At 55.3% G+C, this 18,898-nt stretch carries 18 protein-coding genes; 3 read left to right on the plus strand and 15 right to left on the minus strand.

What is annotated here, in order from left to right:
* Positions 1 to 61 precede the first annotated feature (61 nt).
* The 6 genes from HYPMC_RS10335 to HYPMC_RS23225 form a co-directional block, all read right to left on the minus strand.
* Positions 62 to 1,057 (minus strand): toluene monooxygenase, encoded by a 996-nt coding sequence (locus tag HYPMC_RS10335; RefSeq protein WP_041300031.1) that lies wholly within the window; start codon positions 1,055 to 1,057, stop codon positions 62 to 64.
* Positions 1,058 to 1,072: 15 nt separating this feature from the next.
* The gene (locus HYPMC_RS10340; RefSeq protein ID WP_013947863.1) at positions 1,073 to 1,378 is read right to left on the minus strand and encodes an MmoB/DmpM family protein; all 306 of its coding nucleotides are present in this window, start codon (positions 1,376 to 1,378) and stop codon (positions 1,073 to 1,075) included.
* Positions 1,379 to 1,433: 55 nt separating this feature from the next.
* Complete coding sequence (locus tag HYPMC_RS10345) at positions 1,434 to 1,751, minus strand: Rieske 2Fe-2S domain-containing protein (protein ID WP_013947864.1); 318 nt, start codon at positions 1,749 to 1,751, stop codon at positions 1,434 to 1,436.
* 11 nt (positions 1,752 to 1,762) lie between these two features.
* A complete protein-coding gene (locus HYPMC_RS10350; protein WP_013947865.1) occupies positions 1,763 to 2,026 on the minus strand; it encodes a toluene-4-monooxygenase system B family protein in 264 nt (87 codons plus the stop codon).
* A 70-nt stretch (positions 2,027 to 2,096) separates the two neighbouring features.
* Positions 2,097 to 3,590 carry a Toluene-4-monooxygenase system protein A gene (locus HYPMC_RS10355; RefSeq protein WP_013947866.1) on the minus strand — a complete coding sequence of 498 codons (1,494 nt, stop codon included), beginning with the start codon at positions 3,588 to 3,590 and terminating at the stop codon, positions 2,097 to 2,099.
* Positions 3,591 to 3,993: 403 nt separating this feature from the next.
* Positions 3,994 to 4,431 (minus strand): SRPBCC family protein, encoded by a 438-nt coding sequence (locus HYPMC_RS23225; RefSeq protein WP_157135428.1) that lies wholly within the window; start codon positions 4,429 to 4,431, stop codon positions 3,994 to 3,996.
* 987 nt (positions 4,432 to 5,418) lie between these two features.
* Here HYPMC_RS23225 and HYPMC_RS10375 point away from each other — a divergent pair.
* On the plus strand, positions 5,419 to 6,321 hold the full coding sequence (locus HYPMC_RS10375) for a polysaccharide deacetylase (protein ID WP_013947870.1): 903 nt from the start codon (positions 5,419 to 5,421) through the stop codon (positions 6,319 to 6,321).
* Positions 6,322 to 6,335: 14 nt separating this feature from the next.
* Here the strand turns inward: HYPMC_RS10375 and HYPMC_RS10380 are convergent, their stop codons facing one another.
* The 7 genes from HYPMC_RS10380 to HYPMC_RS10410 form a co-directional block, all read right to left on the minus strand.
* Entirely contained in the window at positions 6,336 to 7,115 is a 780-nt protein-coding gene (locus HYPMC_RS10380; protein ID WP_041300037.1) for a glucose 1-dehydrogenase, read from the minus strand.
* 14 nt (positions 7,116 to 7,129) lie between these two features.
* Entirely contained in the window at positions 7,130 to 7,906 is a 777-nt protein-coding gene (locus tag HYPMC_RS10385; RefSeq protein ID WP_013947872.1) for an SDR family NAD(P)-dependent oxidoreductase, read from the minus strand.
* A 3-nt stretch (positions 7,907 to 7,909) separates the two neighbouring features.
* Positions 7,910 to 8,683: an ABC transporter permease gene (locus tag HYPMC_RS10390; RefSeq protein WP_157135429.1), complete on the minus strand. Its 774-nt coding sequence runs from the start codon at positions 8,681 to 8,683 to the stop codon at positions 7,910 to 7,912.
* Positions 8,680 to 9,531, minus strand: a complete 852-nt coding sequence (locus tag HYPMC_RS10395; RefSeq protein WP_013947874.1) for an ABC transporter permease — start codon at positions 9,529 to 9,531, stop codon at positions 8,680 to 8,682. The genes HYPMC_RS10390 and HYPMC_RS10395 overlap by 4 nt, the downstream gene beginning before the upstream one ends.
* Positions 9,528 to 10,595 carry an ABC transporter ATP-binding protein gene (locus HYPMC_RS10400; protein ID WP_013947875.1) on the minus strand — a complete coding sequence of 356 codons (1,068 nt, stop codon included), beginning with the start codon at positions 10,593 to 10,595 and terminating at the stop codon, positions 9,528 to 9,530. The genes HYPMC_RS10395 and HYPMC_RS10400 overlap by 4 nt, the downstream gene beginning before the upstream one ends.
* The gene (locus HYPMC_RS10405; protein WP_013947876.1) at positions 10,595 to 11,740 is read right to left on the minus strand and encodes a PotD/PotF family extracellular solute-binding protein; all 1,146 of its coding nucleotides are present in this window, start codon (positions 11,738 to 11,740) and stop codon (positions 10,595 to 10,597) included. Before HYPMC_RS10405 ends, HYPMC_RS10400 begins: the two co-directional genes overlap by 1 nt.
* Before the next feature lie 69 nt (positions 11,741 to 11,809).
* Complete coding sequence (locus tag HYPMC_RS10410; RefSeq protein WP_013947877.1) at positions 11,810 to 12,736, minus strand: dimethylarginine dimethylaminohydrolase family protein; 927 nt, start codon at positions 12,734 to 12,736, stop codon at positions 11,810 to 11,812.
* Between the two features lie 187 nt (positions 12,737 to 12,923).
* On the opposite strand from HYPMC_RS10410, the gene HYPMC_RS10415 reads away from it, so the two are divergent.
* Entirely contained in the window at positions 12,924 to 13,811 is an 888-nt protein-coding gene (locus HYPMC_RS10415; RefSeq protein WP_041300040.1) for a LysR substrate-binding domain-containing protein, read from the plus strand.
* Positions 13,804 to 14,076: a LuxR C-terminal-related transcriptional regulator gene (locus HYPMC_RS10420; RefSeq protein WP_013947879.1), complete on the plus strand. Its 273-nt coding sequence runs from the start codon at positions 13,804 to 13,806 to the stop codon at positions 14,074 to 14,076. The genes HYPMC_RS10415 and HYPMC_RS10420 overlap by 8 nt, the downstream gene beginning before the upstream one ends.
* A gap of 207 nt (positions 14,077 to 14,283) precedes the next feature.
* Here the strand turns inward: HYPMC_RS10420 and HYPMC_RS10425 are convergent, their stop codons facing one another.
* Complete coding sequence (locus HYPMC_RS10425) at positions 14,284 to 14,895, minus strand: tyrosine-type recombinase/integrase (protein WP_013947880.1); 612 nt, start codon at positions 14,893 to 14,895, stop codon at positions 14,284 to 14,286.
* Positions 14,896 to 15,250: 355 nt separating this feature from the next.
* Positions 15,251 to 18,325, minus strand: coding sequence for a hypothetical protein (locus HYPMC_RS10430; protein WP_013947881.1), 3,075 nt, complete (start codon positions 18,323 to 18,325; stop codon positions 15,251 to 15,253).
* Positions 18,326 to 18,898: the final 573 nt, after the last annotated feature.

Genomic DNA, 18,898 nt, shown 5'->3' on the forward strand with positions numbered 1-18,898 from the left:
TTTGATCCGTGTCGTTGAGCCCGTAAAGGGCTCCAGCCAGTTTTACAGAGCTATTGCCGGTCTAAAGCGAAAGGCTGAGTTCTTTTCTGAAAGACGCAGCCGCTGCTTTCGCCGCTTGAGCGAGTTCGTCGCCTTTCGAGAATCCAGCGCAGTAGGCCTCGATGGCTTTGTCGCCTAGCGGTACCCACTTCTTGAGCCAGCCTTCGATGGCATCGCGATTAGCTTCGACCTCGAGACTTTGCTTCACGAGCGCAGCAGTCCAACGTCGTGATCGCTGACCGTCACGTAGTTGGTTGTCGCAAAGAAGCGCCGTCAGCGTATCGCCTTCGCTCCGTGCGCGGTCCTTCAGAGATTGTGTAAATCCGAAATCGATGGCACGAAGCGCGACGACGTCGAGAGCAACAAAGCTTTCGCCCCAATCGAATGTCGCTAGAACGTTTTCGAAAAGTTCTCGGAAGCCCTGCCATTCTGCGGCGTCTTCCCAGATCTTCCGTTCATTGGCGCCAAAGCCCTTCGCCGGATAGGCGTTAGCGAGTTCTCGTGTGCGATACGCGATACGCGATAGCCAGCGAAAGCAATCCGCCTCTTGGAAAACGGCGCAATTGGTGATCGTGCTCGCTGGCGCCATCTGAACGAGGTAGGCGGACGACATCTGCGCAGCGGCGAGCAGATAACGCGCAGGCGTATACATGTTTGCGAGTTTATCAATCCAGTCGGCAGAAAGTCCTTTGTCGTGATCGTCATTGTTATGAGCATTCAAGAGGCCATCAACGTACTGCTCTTGTGCGTCTTGCATCGTGCAATAGGCGCGATAGGTGACCTCGTCGGGATCGCGAAATGAATCCCAATCCGGATGTTGGAGCGGGCTGCCGAAGACGTGCTTCTTATACCACTCGTTCATTCGGAGATTGGGAGACTGCTCGTAGGGCGCCTCCGGATTGCGCGTGCGGTAATGGAGCTTGTAGCTGACGACCTCATACTCGCTGGGCCGTTTGCGGCTGCCCATCAAGGCGCTCCAGGTTTTCAGTCCTGGTCTGTGATGCGTTTCGGTAGCCATACCCTCGGACCCTTTTCAGTGACGTTTGTTTGAGACGAAGCGCACCTGGTCGCTATCCGTCCGTATGAAACCTGCAAATCCCGGCATGTTTCTCTCAAGTTCGCCTATTGAGAATTTTCGACCCAAGATCTCGGACATCGTTTTGAACGTTATGATGCATTCGCCCCTGGCCTCGATGCGAACGTACGCGGCGGTCTCTTCAGTCCTTTTTTCGCGGTCAGGATTGTCGATCTCGACAGCCTCCTTCACGGCATCAGACATCTCCCCTCGCGAGATAATTGGGCCAACAAAATCATTCGCGTTGGCGTCTTCGGCTTTCATACGGAAAGGTCCTTTCCTATTTTGTCATGATGGTGAGTGCAGTCGCATGCTGCGATCAGGCCACCATTTCGAGATCGACGAGGATGTCGCCGTTCTCCACTTTGATTGGATAGACCTTCAGTTTGCACCCCGTAGGATTGACGCCTTCGCCCGATCCAATGTCGAACTGCCAGAGGTGCATCGAGCAGGTGAGAATGTTGCCCTCTAGCGCTCCCTCAACCAAGGGATACTCCTGGTGCGGGCAGATAGCGTCGAAGGCCCGTAAAACGCCGCCGTCTCCATTCACGATCAATACTTGCTTGCCACCGATCGGGAACGCTTGCATTTCGCCTTCCCAAACGTCGTCGATGGAACACACGCGCTGAAATGCCATCGCTTCTACCTTCAGCTGGAATGGACGATGTCGAGCGCTTCCATTTTGACGAAGCCGGCGTCTGCGACTTTCATATTGCCATCAAGAACCGACGCGTCGCCGTGCCTGCGAACCTTGAGCGTAGCGCCTTCGGGCAGCGGCCTGACGACAATGCCGACGAGAGTATCCCTAGCTTTCGCGGCGACTTGATCGATTGTGGACTGAGGATCGACAAGCAACAGCTTCATGCCGTAGTCGCCCTGGAAATTGATCACGAGAGGAAACTGATCTGACATTTTCTCGGCTCTTCATCATTTCAGATTAAGACGGTCGCCGCGACCCTGACCGCGGCGACCCTCGCGACATTCATTCCGCCGCTTGTTTGCGGTAGCCATTCGCCCAAGCGTAGTTGTCTCCGCAAACTCCGCGGTCACCCGCCGGCATGTTCATGTATTCGAAGGCACCTTCCGGACCGGCGGGCATCATCCCGGCAACGAAGCGGTCGATAAAGCTGAGGTGGCCTTTGTAACGCTCTGGCTCGAGTTCAAAGATCCATTTGTCGACGGGAGATCCGAAATGATACCGGCGGCCGTCGAGATCGATGTGCTCCGCCTTGACCTTCCAGTTCTTCCCCGGAACGCCCGTCAATTCGAGCCCAGTCATGTTGCAGAACATAGGCAGGAATTGTGGCTCGGTGCGATCGGTTCGGCCGCTCAAGACGTTTTCAATAATAACGTCCCACGTTTGCCCGAACGTGTCGTTCCAGCCCGGATATTTTTGCTCAAGCCAATCGCGCTCGCGAGGTGATACGCCAGCGACGGCATCCCACCATTGCGTTGCGCGGTAGAGGTAAATCCCGAGTTGTTGAGCGTGGTGATAGGTATTGATGTCGGGAAGGAAGTGATTGTCCCAATACCAAGGCTTATCCAATCCAAGCGCATTCAAGTTTCGCAGGAACTGAGTGCAAACGAAATTTTCTACGAACTCTTTGAAGGAGTGCTCACGGCGATCGAGCGGTGTGTAATAGTCGATCGAAACGCCAGAAAGCGCCGAGAACTGCTTCCATACTCGCCAGAACGAAATGTCGATGAGTCGTTGCGCTTCTTCCTTGCGCCCCGCCTTCAACATGATCTCGATGAGCGGCTCGCCGATCTGTGAGTGACGTGCCTCGTCGGATTGTACCGTCTGCAGCATCGCGGAAAAGCTGTAATCGCCGTACTTTTTTGCGTCGGCGGACAGCGCGATAAATTGCAGGTTCGTGAATCCCTGCTCAAAGGAAAAGTTCGTCATGATCGCGGAGCTGACGGCGTCTCGCGTGTGCTCGACGTCGTCAAAGCAATGACGCTCGCTGATGACCACCCAGTTGTCGGTATTGGGGGCTTTGTGTGCCCAATCAAACGCTCGATGCTCGCCGATGAATTCGTAGCCGAAAAACATCTGAATTTGTGAATGGCGGGTTTCGTCCAAGCTACCGAACGTCGCCATGTTGCGCATGCCCGGAGCTTTTCCGAAGCGCGTCATTCTCGCAAAGGCCGAAACCGAGCCATATTCGACAAACGGAATTGAGCCAAAATGAAATTGGAGCATCGATTTCCATCCGGGCTCGGCCTTCCGGTAGAATTCGCTACGAGATGTTGCCGATTTGACCGAATAGGCACCTACTTCTTTTTCGCGCTGTGTTTGAACGTAGTCGCGATAAGTAACTTTGTAGGGTTCGTCGAATTCCTCCCAGAATTCCATTCCAATTCCATAGGTGTCGCTGAATTGCGGAGGATACAATTGATCGACGTCGATGTATTTTGGCGTCCAGTTTGTCTGTCTCGCAAGATCGTACCAGTCGCGCGTCGCCAGCATTCCCATAGAAGTCTCCTTCGTTGCGCCCACGACCCGATGCATCTTGCGGAGCATCTTTGGCCGACAACCGAAACACAGTCGCGACGGGTAAAAGTGCCATCAAACTTCCGGCACTCATGCGCAGCCGAAACGTGCAAATGCAGCTGGCGTCCCTCTGCGCAGTCGCTCGCTTCAATTCTGCAACCAGCGATTTAAAGGGGATCGCCCATCGCATGAGTTCATACTCACTCGGGCTTGCTAGCGCAGTCAAGTAGCTTGAATGAAATTACAAAAAAATTCCATTTCCGCTGGATTGTTGGTCAGAGTGCTTCGCTTTTGCGCAGTAGTTTGCACACTTTTCGTACCTGGAAAGATGTGTACTTGAATTGAATTCAAAGGGCGGCGCATTCGTGGCGCCGCCCCTTATCAGCTATCGTTTTTCTAATCTTTGGAGAACGCGTTCGATGCCTTTGGCGCAGTCTTGCGCGAAGGCGTTGACGGCTGCGCGTGCGGCTTCGACGGTCGTGCCAGGCGTTGGCTCGAAGTCACCTTTGTAGAGGAAGATTGCGGTGTGTTTGTCTTTTTCACAGACTTTCACCGTGCCGATGTAGCCAACGTCATAGGCTGATGAAAACCCTTTGCTATCGGTGATTAAATATGAAAGCTGGCGAGCGGCATCATCGAACGACAGCATTCTTTCCCACAGGATGGAGCCGTCTTTATTAGTCAAAACGCGAACGCGGCCACCGTCTTCCAGCGTGCTCGTTACGCATCCGCTGCTTATTGCGGGCAAGAGGTTGAAACCTCCCACCAATGTCCAGACTTTTTCAGCCGCAAACGGAATAATCACGCTTACTTCCACGTCCATGATCGCGCCTTTCATTGCAAGTGGTTCAAGGTCCTTGAATTTGGAGTATTTCTATCTCGCAGAATTCCTGTCAAGAAGCTGGAAGAGCGCGGGGATGAGACTGCGAACTCTCGAAGTGGTGTTATGAGCTAAATCCTCTTTGAGTATTCGCATCGAGACTGGTCCTATCGAACTCGCTGGACGCATGATCCCTCCGCGTCGATGACGTTGTTCCAAGCGGTTACTAGGTGGATCAAGCGGCCATCCGCTAGAAGAAAATGGGGCGGTCGGTTCGCTTCGAGACTGATCAGCCTCGACAGGCCATTGACGAGTACATGCGTCTGACGGAGCGCAAGCCGGGCCAGTTTCTCTTCGCCGGCCGTGGCGACAGAGGTGGGCTGACAACGCGGCAGTACGTGCGGCTGATACTGGAGTAGATCGCCGGCATCGGGTCTCGATCCGGCAAAATTTGGCACGCATTCGCTGCGGCGGACAAAGGCAGTGCTCATCTATCGGCGAATAGGAATTCTCCGGGCCCAACTCCTGCTTGGGCATTCCAATACCGAAAGCAGGGTCAGATACTTCGGTATCGAGTTCGACGACGCGATAGAAACCGCTGGGAAGATCGATATCTGATCGACTGACGCACTACCTCCGATACCGGACGTGGTCGGCGGCGTTCCCTGCGTCGCTGATCAAGCAGAACGCGACGGCAGCTTTTGGGACGAAGCGAACGTCCTATAACTTCCGCGAAGCCGAGAAGGCTGGCATTTTCAGTGTGCACGAACCGGTGGACCAAGCTTTTCGAATGAATGTCTGGTATTCAACCTCGTGCGGACCATCCGGGATTGTCAGCCACCGTCATTCGGCACGTTTTTTTGTGGTAGCCGAGGCGCCGGTTTATACGACGGGGAATTGGCGATATTTCATAATTGCTGAGCGGTCGCCATAGGTTCCGTACGCTGCCGTTCTTTCGTACGATCTAAGATTCGCTGGGGGAATATCACAATGATCGAGAATCCGGTTCCGTGGCCCAACGGTGCTCGCTGTGCCGTTGCGTTGACGTTTGACATCGATTCCGAAAGTCCGCTGCATCTCGAATATCGCGATCGTGTTCCCGACCTCGTCGCGACGACGTCGTGGATGCGTTATGACGAAATCGCCGTTCCGCGTATTCTGCGCCTGTACCGCGATCTCGATTTGAAGCAGACGTTCTTTTATCCGGCGTGGTGCATGAAAACATATCCGCATCTCGTCGAGCAAATACTTGCCGGCGGTCACGAAATTGGACATCACGGGTATATTCACGAGAATTACAATCAGATTCCGCGCGAAGAGCAGGAAGCCTTCTTCGTACGCGCGCTTGAGACGATGATTAGCATCACGGGAGAGAAGCCCCGCGGCTTTCGTGCGCCGATCTATAATTTCTCGCGATACACCGCGGAGATGCTCGTTCGCCACGGCTTCGATTATGATGCATCGCTGATGACCGACGACATCCCGCATTTTGTGGACGCCGAGGGCGGCTCCTTCGTCGAAATACCATCCCATTGGACGCTAGACGATTGGCCGCAGTACGTGCACGCGCCGGATTTCGGATATCAGATGACGATACGCTCGCCGGACGAGGCATGCGCAGTCTATATGGCCGATTTCGAAGCGGCCTATCGCTATGGCGGCCTCTGGGTCGGCGTGTGGCATCCGTGGGTCAGCGCGCGGCCCGCCCGTCTCGATGCCATCGCGCGCATGGTTGAAACGATGCAGAAACGCGGAAATGTCTGGTTTGCGCGTCTTGATGAAATCGCGGCTCACATTCGGAAAGTAACCGCGGAAGGCCGCTATCAACCCAGACGCATTCGTCTTCCCTACTACGAGCAAGGCCTTCCGGACAGCGAGCTTCCTCGCAAGTAGAAGACACAAATGTCTCAGCGAATGATGTGACCGCCGTCGATCACGAGATCGCTGCCAGTCACGTACTTTGACTCATTCGATGCGAGATAAAGAATACCATCGGCGATATCGCTGGCTTCGCCAATTCCCAACGGACAGATACGACCCCATTCACTTTCGACGGTGCTGGTGTCCGCCAACCCGCGGTCCGCCGAGACAGCAACGATCTCGCGCTCGAGCATCGGCGTCATCACGACGCCCGGGTGAACCGCATTGACCCGTATGTTGTATTTGCGGTCTGCACAGTAGAGCGCAGCCGCCTTCGTGAAATGCCGCGATGCGGCTTTGGAAGCGCAATAGGCCGCGTTCAATCCATCGGCCACCATCGAATACGTCGAAGAGACATTCACGATCGAGCCCCCGCGCCTCTTCATTATCTCGATCGCCATGCGGGTTCCGATAAATGTGCCTTCCGCGTTGACGCCGAACACATGGCGCCAGTCATTAAGCGTCGTCTCCTCGAGTCCGCGCGTGAGCTGGATGCCGGCGTTATTGACGAGAATATCGAGCTCGCCGAAGAACCGCTGAGCCATATCGATAACGGTGCGCCAATCGTCCTCGCTCGCGACGTCATGTTGTTGAAAATAGACGGCGCCAGACTTGGCGAGTTCTTCCGCCGCTGCTTTTCCTCCGACGGCATCGCAATCCGTGATGAGTAATGACGCTCCTTCGCGAGCAAATAATTTTGCCGTTGCAAGACCAATTCCGGCCGCAGCACCCGTAACGATCGCGACCTTGCCATCTAGTCGTTTCAAACGCCCGTCTCCCCTCAACCGATGAAACTACCGCGATCAACGCCGATGCATTGGCCCGTGATATCGGCCGCAGACTCCGATGCCAGAAAAAGATAAGTCGGCGCGATTGCAGTCGTTGGCATGACCCCCGCAATCGGCTGGCCGCGCAGATAGTCGGCGACGAGTGCTTGCACCGGAACGCCCGTTGCGGCTGCCTCGTCTCTTACGGTCCACATGGCCCCCTCCGTATCGACCCAGCCGGGACAAACCGCGTTGACGGTTATTCCGTCGCGACCCAATTCCATCGCGAGCGATCGCATAAACCCAATTATGGCGTGCTTCGATGCGGCATATCCCGAATATCCGGCAGCACCCGTGCGCCCCCAGATCGATGCTGTCATGATGATGCGGCCACCACGCGGAATGCGCGGAAGCGCTTCTCGCGTGACGTAATATGTGCCCATCACATTGACGTCGATGACCCGTCGGAACTCGCTATCGACCTTCTCGCCGGAAACTGAAATTGGCGTCGCCGGTTGATACCCCGCGTTGTTGATCACGACATCGAAACGCTCGATACCGGCAAGCGAAGTTCGCACCTGCTCTTGATCGGAGATGTCGCATTTCAGTGCACGAACGGGCCTTTTGTAACGCTTCTCGAGGCCCACGCCCGCGTCGTAAATGAGGTCGTTCTCCGCAAGAATCGCGACATCCGCTTGCGACTGTGCGAAGGCTTCAGCAATCGCTAGGCCGATCCCTTGGCTTGCTCCGGTAATCAGGACCGTCTTTCCCTCGAACGCGAATTTGACCATTCGTCAGCCCCTGTAGCGCGTCAGTTTGAATGCAATGACGCTCAAGCTGAGCGTCAAGATGAGAACGAGCGTGCCGAGTGCGTTGATGCTCGGATCGAGGGACGTGCGCAACATTCCCCAGATCAACGTCGGCAAAGTCATGCCGCCTCCGATCGTCATAAAGGTGATGACGAAATCATCGAGCGAGATCGCCATCGCAAGAAGCGTCGCGCCGATCAAGCTCGGGGCGATCAGAGGTAAGGTGACCGTGTGAAAAATCTGGAATGACGAGGCGCCGAGATCGCGCGCGCTATCGAAGAGCGACCGATCGAATGACGTGAGCCGCGCGTAAATAACTAAGATGACGAACGGTTGAGTGAAGACGAGATGGCTTGGAATGACCGTTCCCAGGCCCAATGGGATCCGACTGGCTGAGAATGCTGTCGCCAGCGCGAGAGCAAGAACCAACGGCGGCAGCATGACCGGAAGAGATATCAGCTGAACGCCGATCTGGGACAATTTCTGGCCGAGACCGACAAAGCCGAATGCAGCGGCCGTTCCGAGAACAGCAGAGAGAATACCAACGCACAACGTCACGATTGCGCTGTTTTGAAGAGCACTCCAGAAATCGCCGTTGGAAAAAAGCTCGCGATACCATTTCAGTGTCGGCTCACCGAAGGGAAGCGTCGCATGAGGATTCTCGCCGAATGAAAACGCCACAACCAGAACCAGCGGCGCCACGAGAAACGCCACCGACAGACTGCCGAATGCGAGCCAACAGGCCGAGCGAAGCGTCATGTCGAGCATGCCTTCAGAAGGCGGCGATAGGTCAACGAGAAAACTCCAACCGCCAATAAGGTCGCAAGCATCGTGGCAAATGCGAGAGCAGCGCCGACAGGCGCATTCATTCGGTTTATAAACTGGCTCTGAATGAAGTTTCCGACCATGAAGGTTTCGGGGCCGCCCACCAGCTGTGGTGTGACGTAATCACCGGCACTGACGAAGAACGACAGCGCAAAGGCAGTCAGGATTCCGCGATCGCACTGAGGCAGAATAACGTCGATCAAAATTCTTCCAGGCCGCGCACCGAGATCGCGCGCGGCTTCGATGGGTGCGTCACCAACCCCGCGAAGTGCGGCGTTGATCGGAAGGAGTGCATAGGGAAGCAAAAAATGGACAAGCGTTACAACGACCGCGACGGGACTATAAAGCAGCCAGTAAATAGGTTCGGATATGAGCCCAACGTTCAAGAGGGCCTGGTTGATGATGCCATCGGAACCCAGCAATCCCTTCCATGCATAAATCTTGACGAGATAGCCGCCGAACAGCGTCGTCAGAGCAATAAAAAGCAGCACATTCCCGAAGCGACCCGCACGAAATCGGATCATATAAGCCATTGCAAAGGCAAACACCGTGGTGATCACACCGACAAGCGCGGCGAGAAGCACCGTGAAGATGATCGCATGGCGATATTCGCCCGCCGCGAGCGCGTAATTATCGAAGCTCGCATCGGTCACGATTTTATAAAGACGGACGCGCCAAAAGCTCACGATGAAGAGATAAGCGATCGGCGCAAAAAAGAATCCAACCCATACGAGGGCGGACGGTGAGATGGCGGCCATACTGCGAGCGCGAGTGTTGATCATGGCTCATCCAGAATATGGCAGTCGTCTCGCGACCAGGACACGAGCACGCGCGTCCCGCGTTCTATCGAACCGACTTCGCACTCGGTGCGGGATCTATGAACGACTAGCGTATCGCCAGTCTCCGCAACAACAACGAGCTTGGCGTGATCGCCCATGAAGACCGCATCTATAATCTCTCCGGATAGCGAGACATCGTTCTCCACGCGCATTTCGACCAAACGTATATCATTGGGCCTGACCATCATCGTCACCTGAGCGTCACGACCCGGAGACGGAAGATTATTGTCCGCTAGCCGGCAAATTCCGGATCGGCGCTCCAAGGCGAAAATATTGCTCTCGCCCACGAATCCCGCAACGAAGGCACTCCGCGGGCGTCGATAAATATCCTCTGGCGTTCCTTCCTGCACGACCCGGCCAGCATTCATCACAGCGATGCGATTAGCAAGCGCGATCGCCTCGCTCTGGTCGTGCGTCACGCAGATGAAGGTTCCGCCAATTTCGCGATGAAGGTTGCGCAATTCGGTTTGCATCGATTTTCGCAGCTGTAGATCAAGCGCTGCCAGAGGCTCGTCTAACAGAAGCACGCTCGGCTTCATGACGAGGGCGCGCGCCAGCGCAACGCGCTGTTGCTGTCCGCCGGAGAGAGCATCCGGGAGACGATCGGAAAGAGCTGAGATATGCATCATCTCGAGCATCGCTCCGACATTATGATCGCGCTGCTGAGCCGGGTATTTCGCGATCTTTAGTCCGTACGCCACATTCTCGCGGACCGTCATGTGCGGAAATAGTCCGTACCCTTGAAACACCATGTTGGTGTGTCTTTGCTCTGGACCAAGGGCGGTCGCATCCCGACCACCAATCTCAACTCTTCCGCTGTCGGGACGAAGAAAGCCGCCGATGATGCGAAGAAGAGTAGTCTTGCCGCAACCAGAAGGACCGAGAAGCGCCAGGAAATCACCCCGTGCAACGGAGAGATCGAGCGGATGAAGCGCGATATGGACACCGAAGGCCTTTGTGATTCCCGTTAGCCGGAGCAGAGGCGCTTCCTGGCTCGCGGCTGACATCAACTCTTGAGGACCTTCTCCCATGCTTCCTGATAATCATCCCAGATTGCCAAGTCGCCTTTGCTCTCGAGCGGATACATCGGAACGACCATCGTCTTGTTGATGAGATAGTCGTCAAGATGATCGTAATCGTAAATGGCCTTGTTGGCTGCGTCCGCGGCCTTCATCGCTTCATCCGTGACGACCGGCATCGAGTTCGCCGTGGCGCCAGCGAGCTGCCCCTGCTGACTTAACGCGTTGTTGATGAAGCGATATGCCTCTTCGGCGTGAGGCGCGCCTTTGCCAATGGCATAACCTTCGATGAAGCCCATGCACTTTTCTTTGGGATAGGCAATCTTGATATTTGCGGCTGCGCCGACCCATGTGGGAACCGGCTCCCACCCCTGACTTATCACAACTTCTTTGCTCGACAGGAGCTGAGTTAGGTCACCATAGCTTGGCGCGATCGTGCGTAAATGATTGCGCTTCAGGTCGATTAGAAGTTCGGTGGTTTTTGTAAGTTCCGCCTTCGTCATCCGGTTCGGTTGCTCGACGCCTGCGACCCGCGCCCAAGCGAAGATGTTGCCAACGTAATCGGCCGTGATCGCGCATTTGCCTTTGTACTCTGGCTTGAGCATGTCCTTCCACGACGTCGGGGTCGCGGCGAGATCCGCATTGTAGAGCATGCAGATCGATCCGTAGGTCATCGGAACTGCATACCAATGATCCTTGAACTTCATATTCGGCTCGCAGTAACGCAGGATCGTGGCGTTGATCTTGGAAAAATTCGGCACTTTCGCGAGGTCGAGCGGCTCGAGCAGTCCTTGATCAGCGAGAAAACCATCGTGGATGAAGTAGGGTGTGCAGATATCCAATTGACTTGCGCCGAGACGCAGCTTCGCGACAACCTCGTCAGCGCTAGATATAAAAGTCTTTTGCAGCGTCAAGCCGTCGGACTTGCCAAAATCTCCAGCGGTGAGAAACGAGTCGTATCCCTCCCAACCCAGATAGTTGAGCGATGTACCGGCGGCCGCACCCCGGCTTGGCATGCCTGTCGCTCCCATGACGCTGAGAGCAGCCGCACCCTTTAATATCTGGCGGCGATTGAGAGAAACATACTGCAGAACGCGCGTTACACCCTCAGGCCTTGCACTATCCGATTTCATCGGTTCCCCTCATCAACGAAACTTGCGCTCTGGGTTTCGAATCGAATGCTCTACCTTTCGACGAGCGGCTCAGTCCGGCAGCCTTCGGAGTTCGTGACACGAGCAATGGACTCCTCCGCCTCCGAGCGCGAACATGTCGTAGTCAACGGCGAATACCTCAAAGCCTTCCTCCCTGAGCCGAGCGTTGACATTGAGGTTGTGCGCCATCGATAGCACGCGCTTGTTTCCCAGGCTGACGAGGTTGCCTCCAAGTTGGACGCAATCAGCATAGTTGACTATAATCGACCGAATCCCGTGCTTTTCCTTGATGAAGTCGAGCGCATACGGCGGCAGAGCATCTTCGCAGATGAGGGCGACGCCCTTTTCGAGCATCACCACAACGGCGTCCATGTGGACGAACTGATGTGGGATCGGGACAATGAAGGCTTCCCATCCTTTATCTTTCATCCAGCCGGCGACTTGCACGGCCCCTTCCTTCGTGGAACGGCTGCCGGAATAACCAAGGAGCGCCACTCCGGGCTTCAAGATGACAAAGTCTCCGCCTTCGAAATGTCCGGCGGTTACCCATTTCCAAATCGGAATCCCTGCATTGCGATAGAATTCTGAGACCACCGCATAGTCGCGGCGACGTGGCGGCGTCTGGATGCTGGCGACAACGGCGCCCCATGGCGTCATGAAACTTGAATCGCGCGTGAACACACTAGCTTTCAGACCTTCGTCCGCTTCGACGAAGTGACAGCGAATGCCGTTTGCTTCGTAGACGTCGACCATCTCGCGGTGCTGACGCATCGCCTTCTGTTTGTCGAAGCTGTAGCCCATGCGCTCCTGATTTTCCTGCGCGACATCGGAAATGGCGTTGAGCTTGGTCCATTCGAAATAGTCGGGCTTTCCGAGCAGAACGTCAGTGAGAACTCCGGTTTGAGCCGAGATCCCCCACTTAGGTTGGGTGTCTTCGGCGGCGTTGTCCTCTTTTTCTTTCGTCAGCGTCCCGTTCAATGGTCGTCTCCCGGCATTCGTTCGCTCACTCGCCTGCGTTAAGAACAAGGTAAATGCAAATAGCCTTGCCGCAATTGAGAAAAATATCCGCTAAGTGTAAGCTGAATTTACACTGTGATTTTTGCGAGCGGAATATGCAGGCGGGGATGTCGATTGCTCAGAGAGTAGGCAGATGAGGAGGTCACGTTTGCCGCTTCACGCGTTCCGGGCATTTGAGGCCGCAGCGGAATTCAAGAGCCTCACGTTAGCAGCGGACGAGCTTGGCGTGACGCATGCTGCGATCAGCCATCATATAAGGGGGCTCGAAGAGCAGCTCGGTATGCGCCTCTTCGACCGAAGCACACGTCCGATGAAGTTAACCGATGCGGGCGACCGTCTTCTCGAAGCCGTCCAGACAGGCTTCGATCGAATTTCTGGAGCAATAGCAGAACTCAAAGGCCATCAGTTCGAGGGAAACCTCGTTATCGTTAGCGTCCCCGGACTGGGCGCGAATTGGCTCGCCGAGCTTCTCGGTGAGTTCATTCTGATGTTCCCGCGAGTGAAGATCAGGATGATGACGAACCCTTGGCACCAGCCGAATTCCATCGAAGATGCGGACATCGCCATTACCTACGGAAGCGCAGAGCAAGCGGGCAGACGCGTAACCCTTTTAGGACAGTCCAGGTTCTTTCCCGTTTGCAGCCCGAGACTTTCCATCGCACACCAAAAGAATGTCCGCCCCAAGGACTTGTTGGAATACACGATCATCCATGAACACAATACCGATACGTGGACCCGGTGGTTCATCAATTCCGGAATCGTGCCGTCCAATCTCATGCGAGGTATCTATTTCGACGGCGCACACTTGACGCTTCAAGCAGCGCGCGCAGGAGCGGGCATCGCCATGGGCGATGTCCCGACAGTTGGAGGTGACCTCAGAGACGGCAGGCTGGTTCGGCTGACGGATCAATCAGTTCCGATGTCCCATCCTTACTATGTTACAACACCGCCCATGGAGCGCCTCAAGCCGGCCGCGAAGGCGTTTGAGGTATTTATCGTCGAACGTTTCAAGAAGTTTGAAATTGGCGATGCATGAAAAACATGAAATTCGAGGATACCCTCAGAATTCACCCCGAGAGGGCACCGACCTGAGCGCGAGCGCTTTTGGGCTGACACCGGCGGAAGCGCGGGTTGTGCACGCTTTGGTCGATGAACCGGATGCCAAGAAGATCGCCGAGCGTTTCGACGTGAGCCTTGTCACCATTCGCAATCAAATTGCGCGCATGTTGCAGAAGACCGGAACCACAAAGCAAAGCGAGCTCATCAAGCTTGTCCTCAGCAACGACCTGCCCATTCTCTGACATCGACGTGCCGACTGTCACCTGAACATGGCCCCGTTGGCATGTCGGCGACCTGCGTCACCCCCCAACTTCATAATTTTCGCCATCCTGGTCGCGACAGTGGGCAACCTATCGAAGCCGCCGGGAGGGTATACCCGGCTTGGGTCCCCTCCCCCCGCCTGCTCTGAGCGGCCGCGCGTGTCTCCTCGCGCCAAGCCGGTGTGACCGCTAGATCTCGATCTTCGCAGCGAGCGCTAGCGCTTCGTCCGTGCCAACACCGAGGTAGGCTGCGGTATGGGCCAAGCTCGCGTGGCCGAGCAGCGTGCGCACGCCTTCGATATCTTTGGTCTCACGATAAAGAATGGACGCTTTGGTGCGACGCGTGCTGTGACCTGAGAACGTCGAGTGGTCGGTGTAGCCGGCGAGGTCGGCGAAGTACTTGACGAGCGTGCGAAACGTCGTCGGTGTGATCGCTGCACCGCTGCGTCCCGCCGCGCGGTCGTGGCGCTGAAACAGGTAGGCAGACGCCGGCAACCCGTGCGCCGCGATATGACGGCTCAACGCGGATCGCGCAGCCTCCGACAGATGGACCGGGACAGCCCGACGTGTCTTGCGCTGCTGCGTCGAGAACGATGCCACAACAGCACCGGAGATATCGGTGACGTCGGCGACGGTCATGTGAACGAGGTCGGACGCCCGCAGCATCGTTGAAATTGCCATTTCGAAGAGGGCGAGGTCGCGGGTCGAGCCTTTTGCCGAGAGTTTGCTGCGAATGACGGCAACATCGGCTTTTGAAAATGGCCGCATCTGACCGCGAGCTTTCGTTTTCTGTTTTTCCATAACGCAATACACCTTCAAAAACGAAACCTCGGCGAAAACGCCCGCCGATATTGAAGATATAGGTTGCGAAAAAGCCGAAAACAGAAGCTTCTCCCAGCAATGATGTGAGATGGTTAGTGCGCCCCTTACGAGCGTTGTCACGTGAGATCGCCGCGGGCGCGGCCGGCATCAGCGAAGAGAAAGAGAGCTATTATTATATTTCTCGCTTCTCAAATTTAGAGAAAAGGCAATCTCCCTAAACAATGGAATATTTGCTCTGAACACTTGATATCGTTGTCTAAATTTGCTCGGTAGGTTGCCGGAAGTGCGCATTAAAGGCGAGGGGCTGACGCCCCTCGCGCAAGAGCTACAAGAGCTACATCTTTTCGAAGCTGTATTCTCCCGCACCATTTCGCTTCGCCTTCGTGAGTGCCACTGTTGTCCCATCGGGCAGAGCATGAACGGCTTGGGCGCACATCGAAGCCAGCCATCGTCCGACAGAAATCTGCAGTCCTTCGCTACTGCGTGTGCGATCACGACGCTCCCGCGGAAGAATGTCGAATTTCAAGCGATTGCCATCTCCTGTCGCAAGGTGGCTGCTAGCATCAGCAGCGGAGAATGGGTTTTCGCTGTTTATACGAAACAGATGCAGCAGCGCCTCTCGATGGACTTGTCGTTCATCATTGCGGCTTGCGAGATAGGCTTCGCGGTTTAACGCAAATCCTTCGACACCGGCCACCTCCAGAATGCCGCCAATCACCCGACTGTAGTCGGGAAAACGCGGTTGTACGCGCCCGTCGTAAACATAGCCCTTCGCCTTCTCTTGGAGCCACGCGGCGATGAGAATATGAAGCGCCCAGACGAGTTCGAGCTTGTTGGCCTCGAGCCATTCGCCATAAAGCTTGCCCAGCGCATGCAATTTGTAATAGGTGGCCGGGCGTTCGTTTGCCGGATTGTCCAATGCAGCGTCCATGCGTATAGGAAGGACGCGTTCCATAAGCTCTTGCGACAGTGAGCCGGTATTGCAGGCAAAGACGTATGTAGCGTTGATTGGAACTTCGACATCCTCCGATTTTCCGAGCTTACGACCCTCCCAGTACCCGCCAGAAATGGCCGCTGCTAGGGCTGCGTCATCGACGTGATGATTGATGTTGTCAGCAGCAATGATCGCCTTGCCGGCGGCAAGTTTGGTGGTGATCTGCTTTCCTCGCTCCGCCTCATCGAGGCCGAGCGCAAAAACGCTGGCCCGGCGCCCTTCGATAACGTGAAACAAAAGATCGAGCAGAAATCCCGCGCCCGTCCCCGGCTTTGGCTTATCGATAAAATGGATCGGCGTCGGGCCACGGATAAGGTTGCGCGCAATCGGCGTCAGCAGCATTGCAAGGGCGTGCGCGCGTGATGATCGCCCTCGCTTTAAATTGGGCGCTGGAAAACCATCATCATCTGTCTCGCCGTCGACGCGCACGGGCAACGGATCGACACCGACGAAGTTATCGGAAAAGGGAAAATCACGGATCGCCAACATCAACAGGGCGACGGCGTCCGCGACATGCGCTGGCAAGATTTCGTCTGGAATGGCGCGGAACTTTCCCCAAGGAATGAGGTAGCTTTTGGTGAAGCCATCATATCCGCGTTCTGTGCGTAGTTTGCCGTTGGTGTCAAAAAGCGGGACATGGACGATGCTTTGGCAGTTTGGAACCAGCAATTCGGGATTGCCGTAAATACCTCGGATCAATGACTGCGGTGGAGGTATTGAATATTTGCCGCGCGTTTTGCAGCGGTGCATACAGCGAACATGCTTGCCGATTTCGTGGATCCACTTTGCCTCAGAGCTTAAAGTTTCGAGATTGGGATCCTCGCGACCTGATGGTATCCGGACGTAACCTTGTTGGAAGGGACTATAAAAAATGCGCGGGTTCTTGCCATTTCCCGCCTCGAGCAACTGCGTTGCTTTGGCGAGCGCAGAATCGAAGTCCTGGCCCGGGAAGACTTCGTCTGGATTTTCTTCGAACTCAGTGAACTCAGCCTCAAGGGCGCGCACAGTCCGCTGAGCCTTTCGTTCGTCCCTCACCATTTTTGCGATTCTTGTTTCGCTTTTTCCCCAAACCTGAACAAGCGCAGCGATCGCTCGTTCACTATCGACACCGGCGGGAAGACGCGCGATCATGTTAACGGCGGTGAATGCCAAGCCGTCTTTTTTCCCGCGTTCGGCGGCGTCGACCGCCGATATCGCCTCATCGACTTGGTTGTAATCGGGCACCAAGGTCGCGACGGCATCGTCAAATCGGCTTTCACCCTCATCGTCCAAGAATTCCCGCAAATCTTCGAAGTCGAGCCTTTCGCGCTCTAGGATGGCGAACACGAAATCTCCGGGGGTGCGCTCATGACAGCCATCATGCAGGCAATGAAGCGTCGCCGTTTGATGCTGCGCCGCCGCCGGACTAAAGGCAACAGCCGGCGTCTTGCCTGACCCCTCGCCGTCGGGATGACCATGTTCCTCATCAAAGGGGCAGAAAAATTCGACTTTTTCTGCGGTCCTTTCCTTTGCTGTCCGGTCGTGGCGACTGACAAAACTGGCAGCGTCGAAGTTTTGGCGCACAGCTCTCCAGATCACATCGAACTGCTGTCTCTTGGCGCTGACGACACGTGATTTCGATCTGAGATTGGCGCGCCGCGTCGGAACAGGAGAGAGCTTTTGGACGACTTCGTCAAAGTCGATCGGATTGCCATCGATGAATTTGCCCAATGCCCAGGATTTGGCGTCCGGATTGTCTTTAGGATAAGCGGGACAATAGAAAATTCGCGACAGGTTCTTGCAGCTGCGATCCCAATTGTCCCCGCACAACCCTTGCGCCAGCGCGGCGTAGCCTTCCTGATAGAGTTTCGCTCTCTGCTGGCCTTCCGGATCGTGGAGATGATCGCGAATTTTGAAGGGCTTATTGAAGAATAAAACGACGCGAAAGCGCGGCCATTCCGGTCGATGGCTAAAGGTCGTGTAATAATATCCTTGATACCCTGTCTTCGCAAACCAAGCCTCGATATCTTCCGCCCCAATGGGGCGTCCGCGGCATTGCTTCGTCTCCTTGTCCGTGTTGTCGATGTCGATCTGCAACAACGAGATTGAAGAAACGAATTCATCCAATCTTCCAGATTTGTACGTCTCTCCGTTCGGCTTTTTTTGGCCTTCGAAGCGGATCAGCTCTGCACCGATGATCGCTGCGCCGTCTTTCTCCCCCTGAGGCCTGTGACACATTCTGCCCGCCACAAATTCTTTAATCCCCTCACAGACCTTATTGCTCGTGTCGGTATCGCGGGACGACATGAAATGATGATAGGTGACGTTATTCGCGCGCTTCACCTTTGGCAGGTCATTGCGCACACGGCTTGTATCCGCAGGAATATACGGCGTGGTACCCGGAAATTGCGGATCGAAGAGTTGGTCGATTGACATGATTGCCCCCAAACGCAAAACTATGAGCCGCACCCACCCGGTGCCCGCCCAAAAAGATTTCCCCTCCGTCGACTGCATATGCAGTTCGCGGTTGCTACGCGACTCGTAGCTTGTCTACTGGAATTCCCGTTGTCCGTCGGGCGCGGGCCGTCTTACCTCAGGCTGGTTGCCAATTGGCTCTTCATCGGGCCTAGGGGCGCTTCCTGTATCGACGCCGCCTTTACGCCGGATCTCCCGGCCCCGCCCAGATCTTAATCGAAATTTCTATGTCTGCTTTGAAATTCTTAAGCGTTTTATTTGATATCTCAATCTCTCACGAAATTGGATCTCATATGCGGCCGCAAGCGGTCAAGTTAAATCCGAATTTATTTCATTAAATCATTTGGTTGGCCAGTTTCGATCCAATTCGGGTATATGGGATCGACGAGTCAATATTTCAAGTCGACGCCTTCTCCCCGCCCGAAAAAAAAGAGATTGGTCGGAATACTTATATTAATTTTTGGCAGCTCACGGCCCCGCTGCCGCACTTTTCCTTCGCCCACATGACATTTAATGGACGCACGCATTCTATTT

Origin of the sequence: Hyphomicrobium sp. MC1, assembly GCF_000253295.1 — a bacterium.
Lineage (GTDB): Bacteria > Pseudomonadota > Alphaproteobacteria > Rhizobiales > Hyphomicrobiaceae > Hyphomicrobium_B.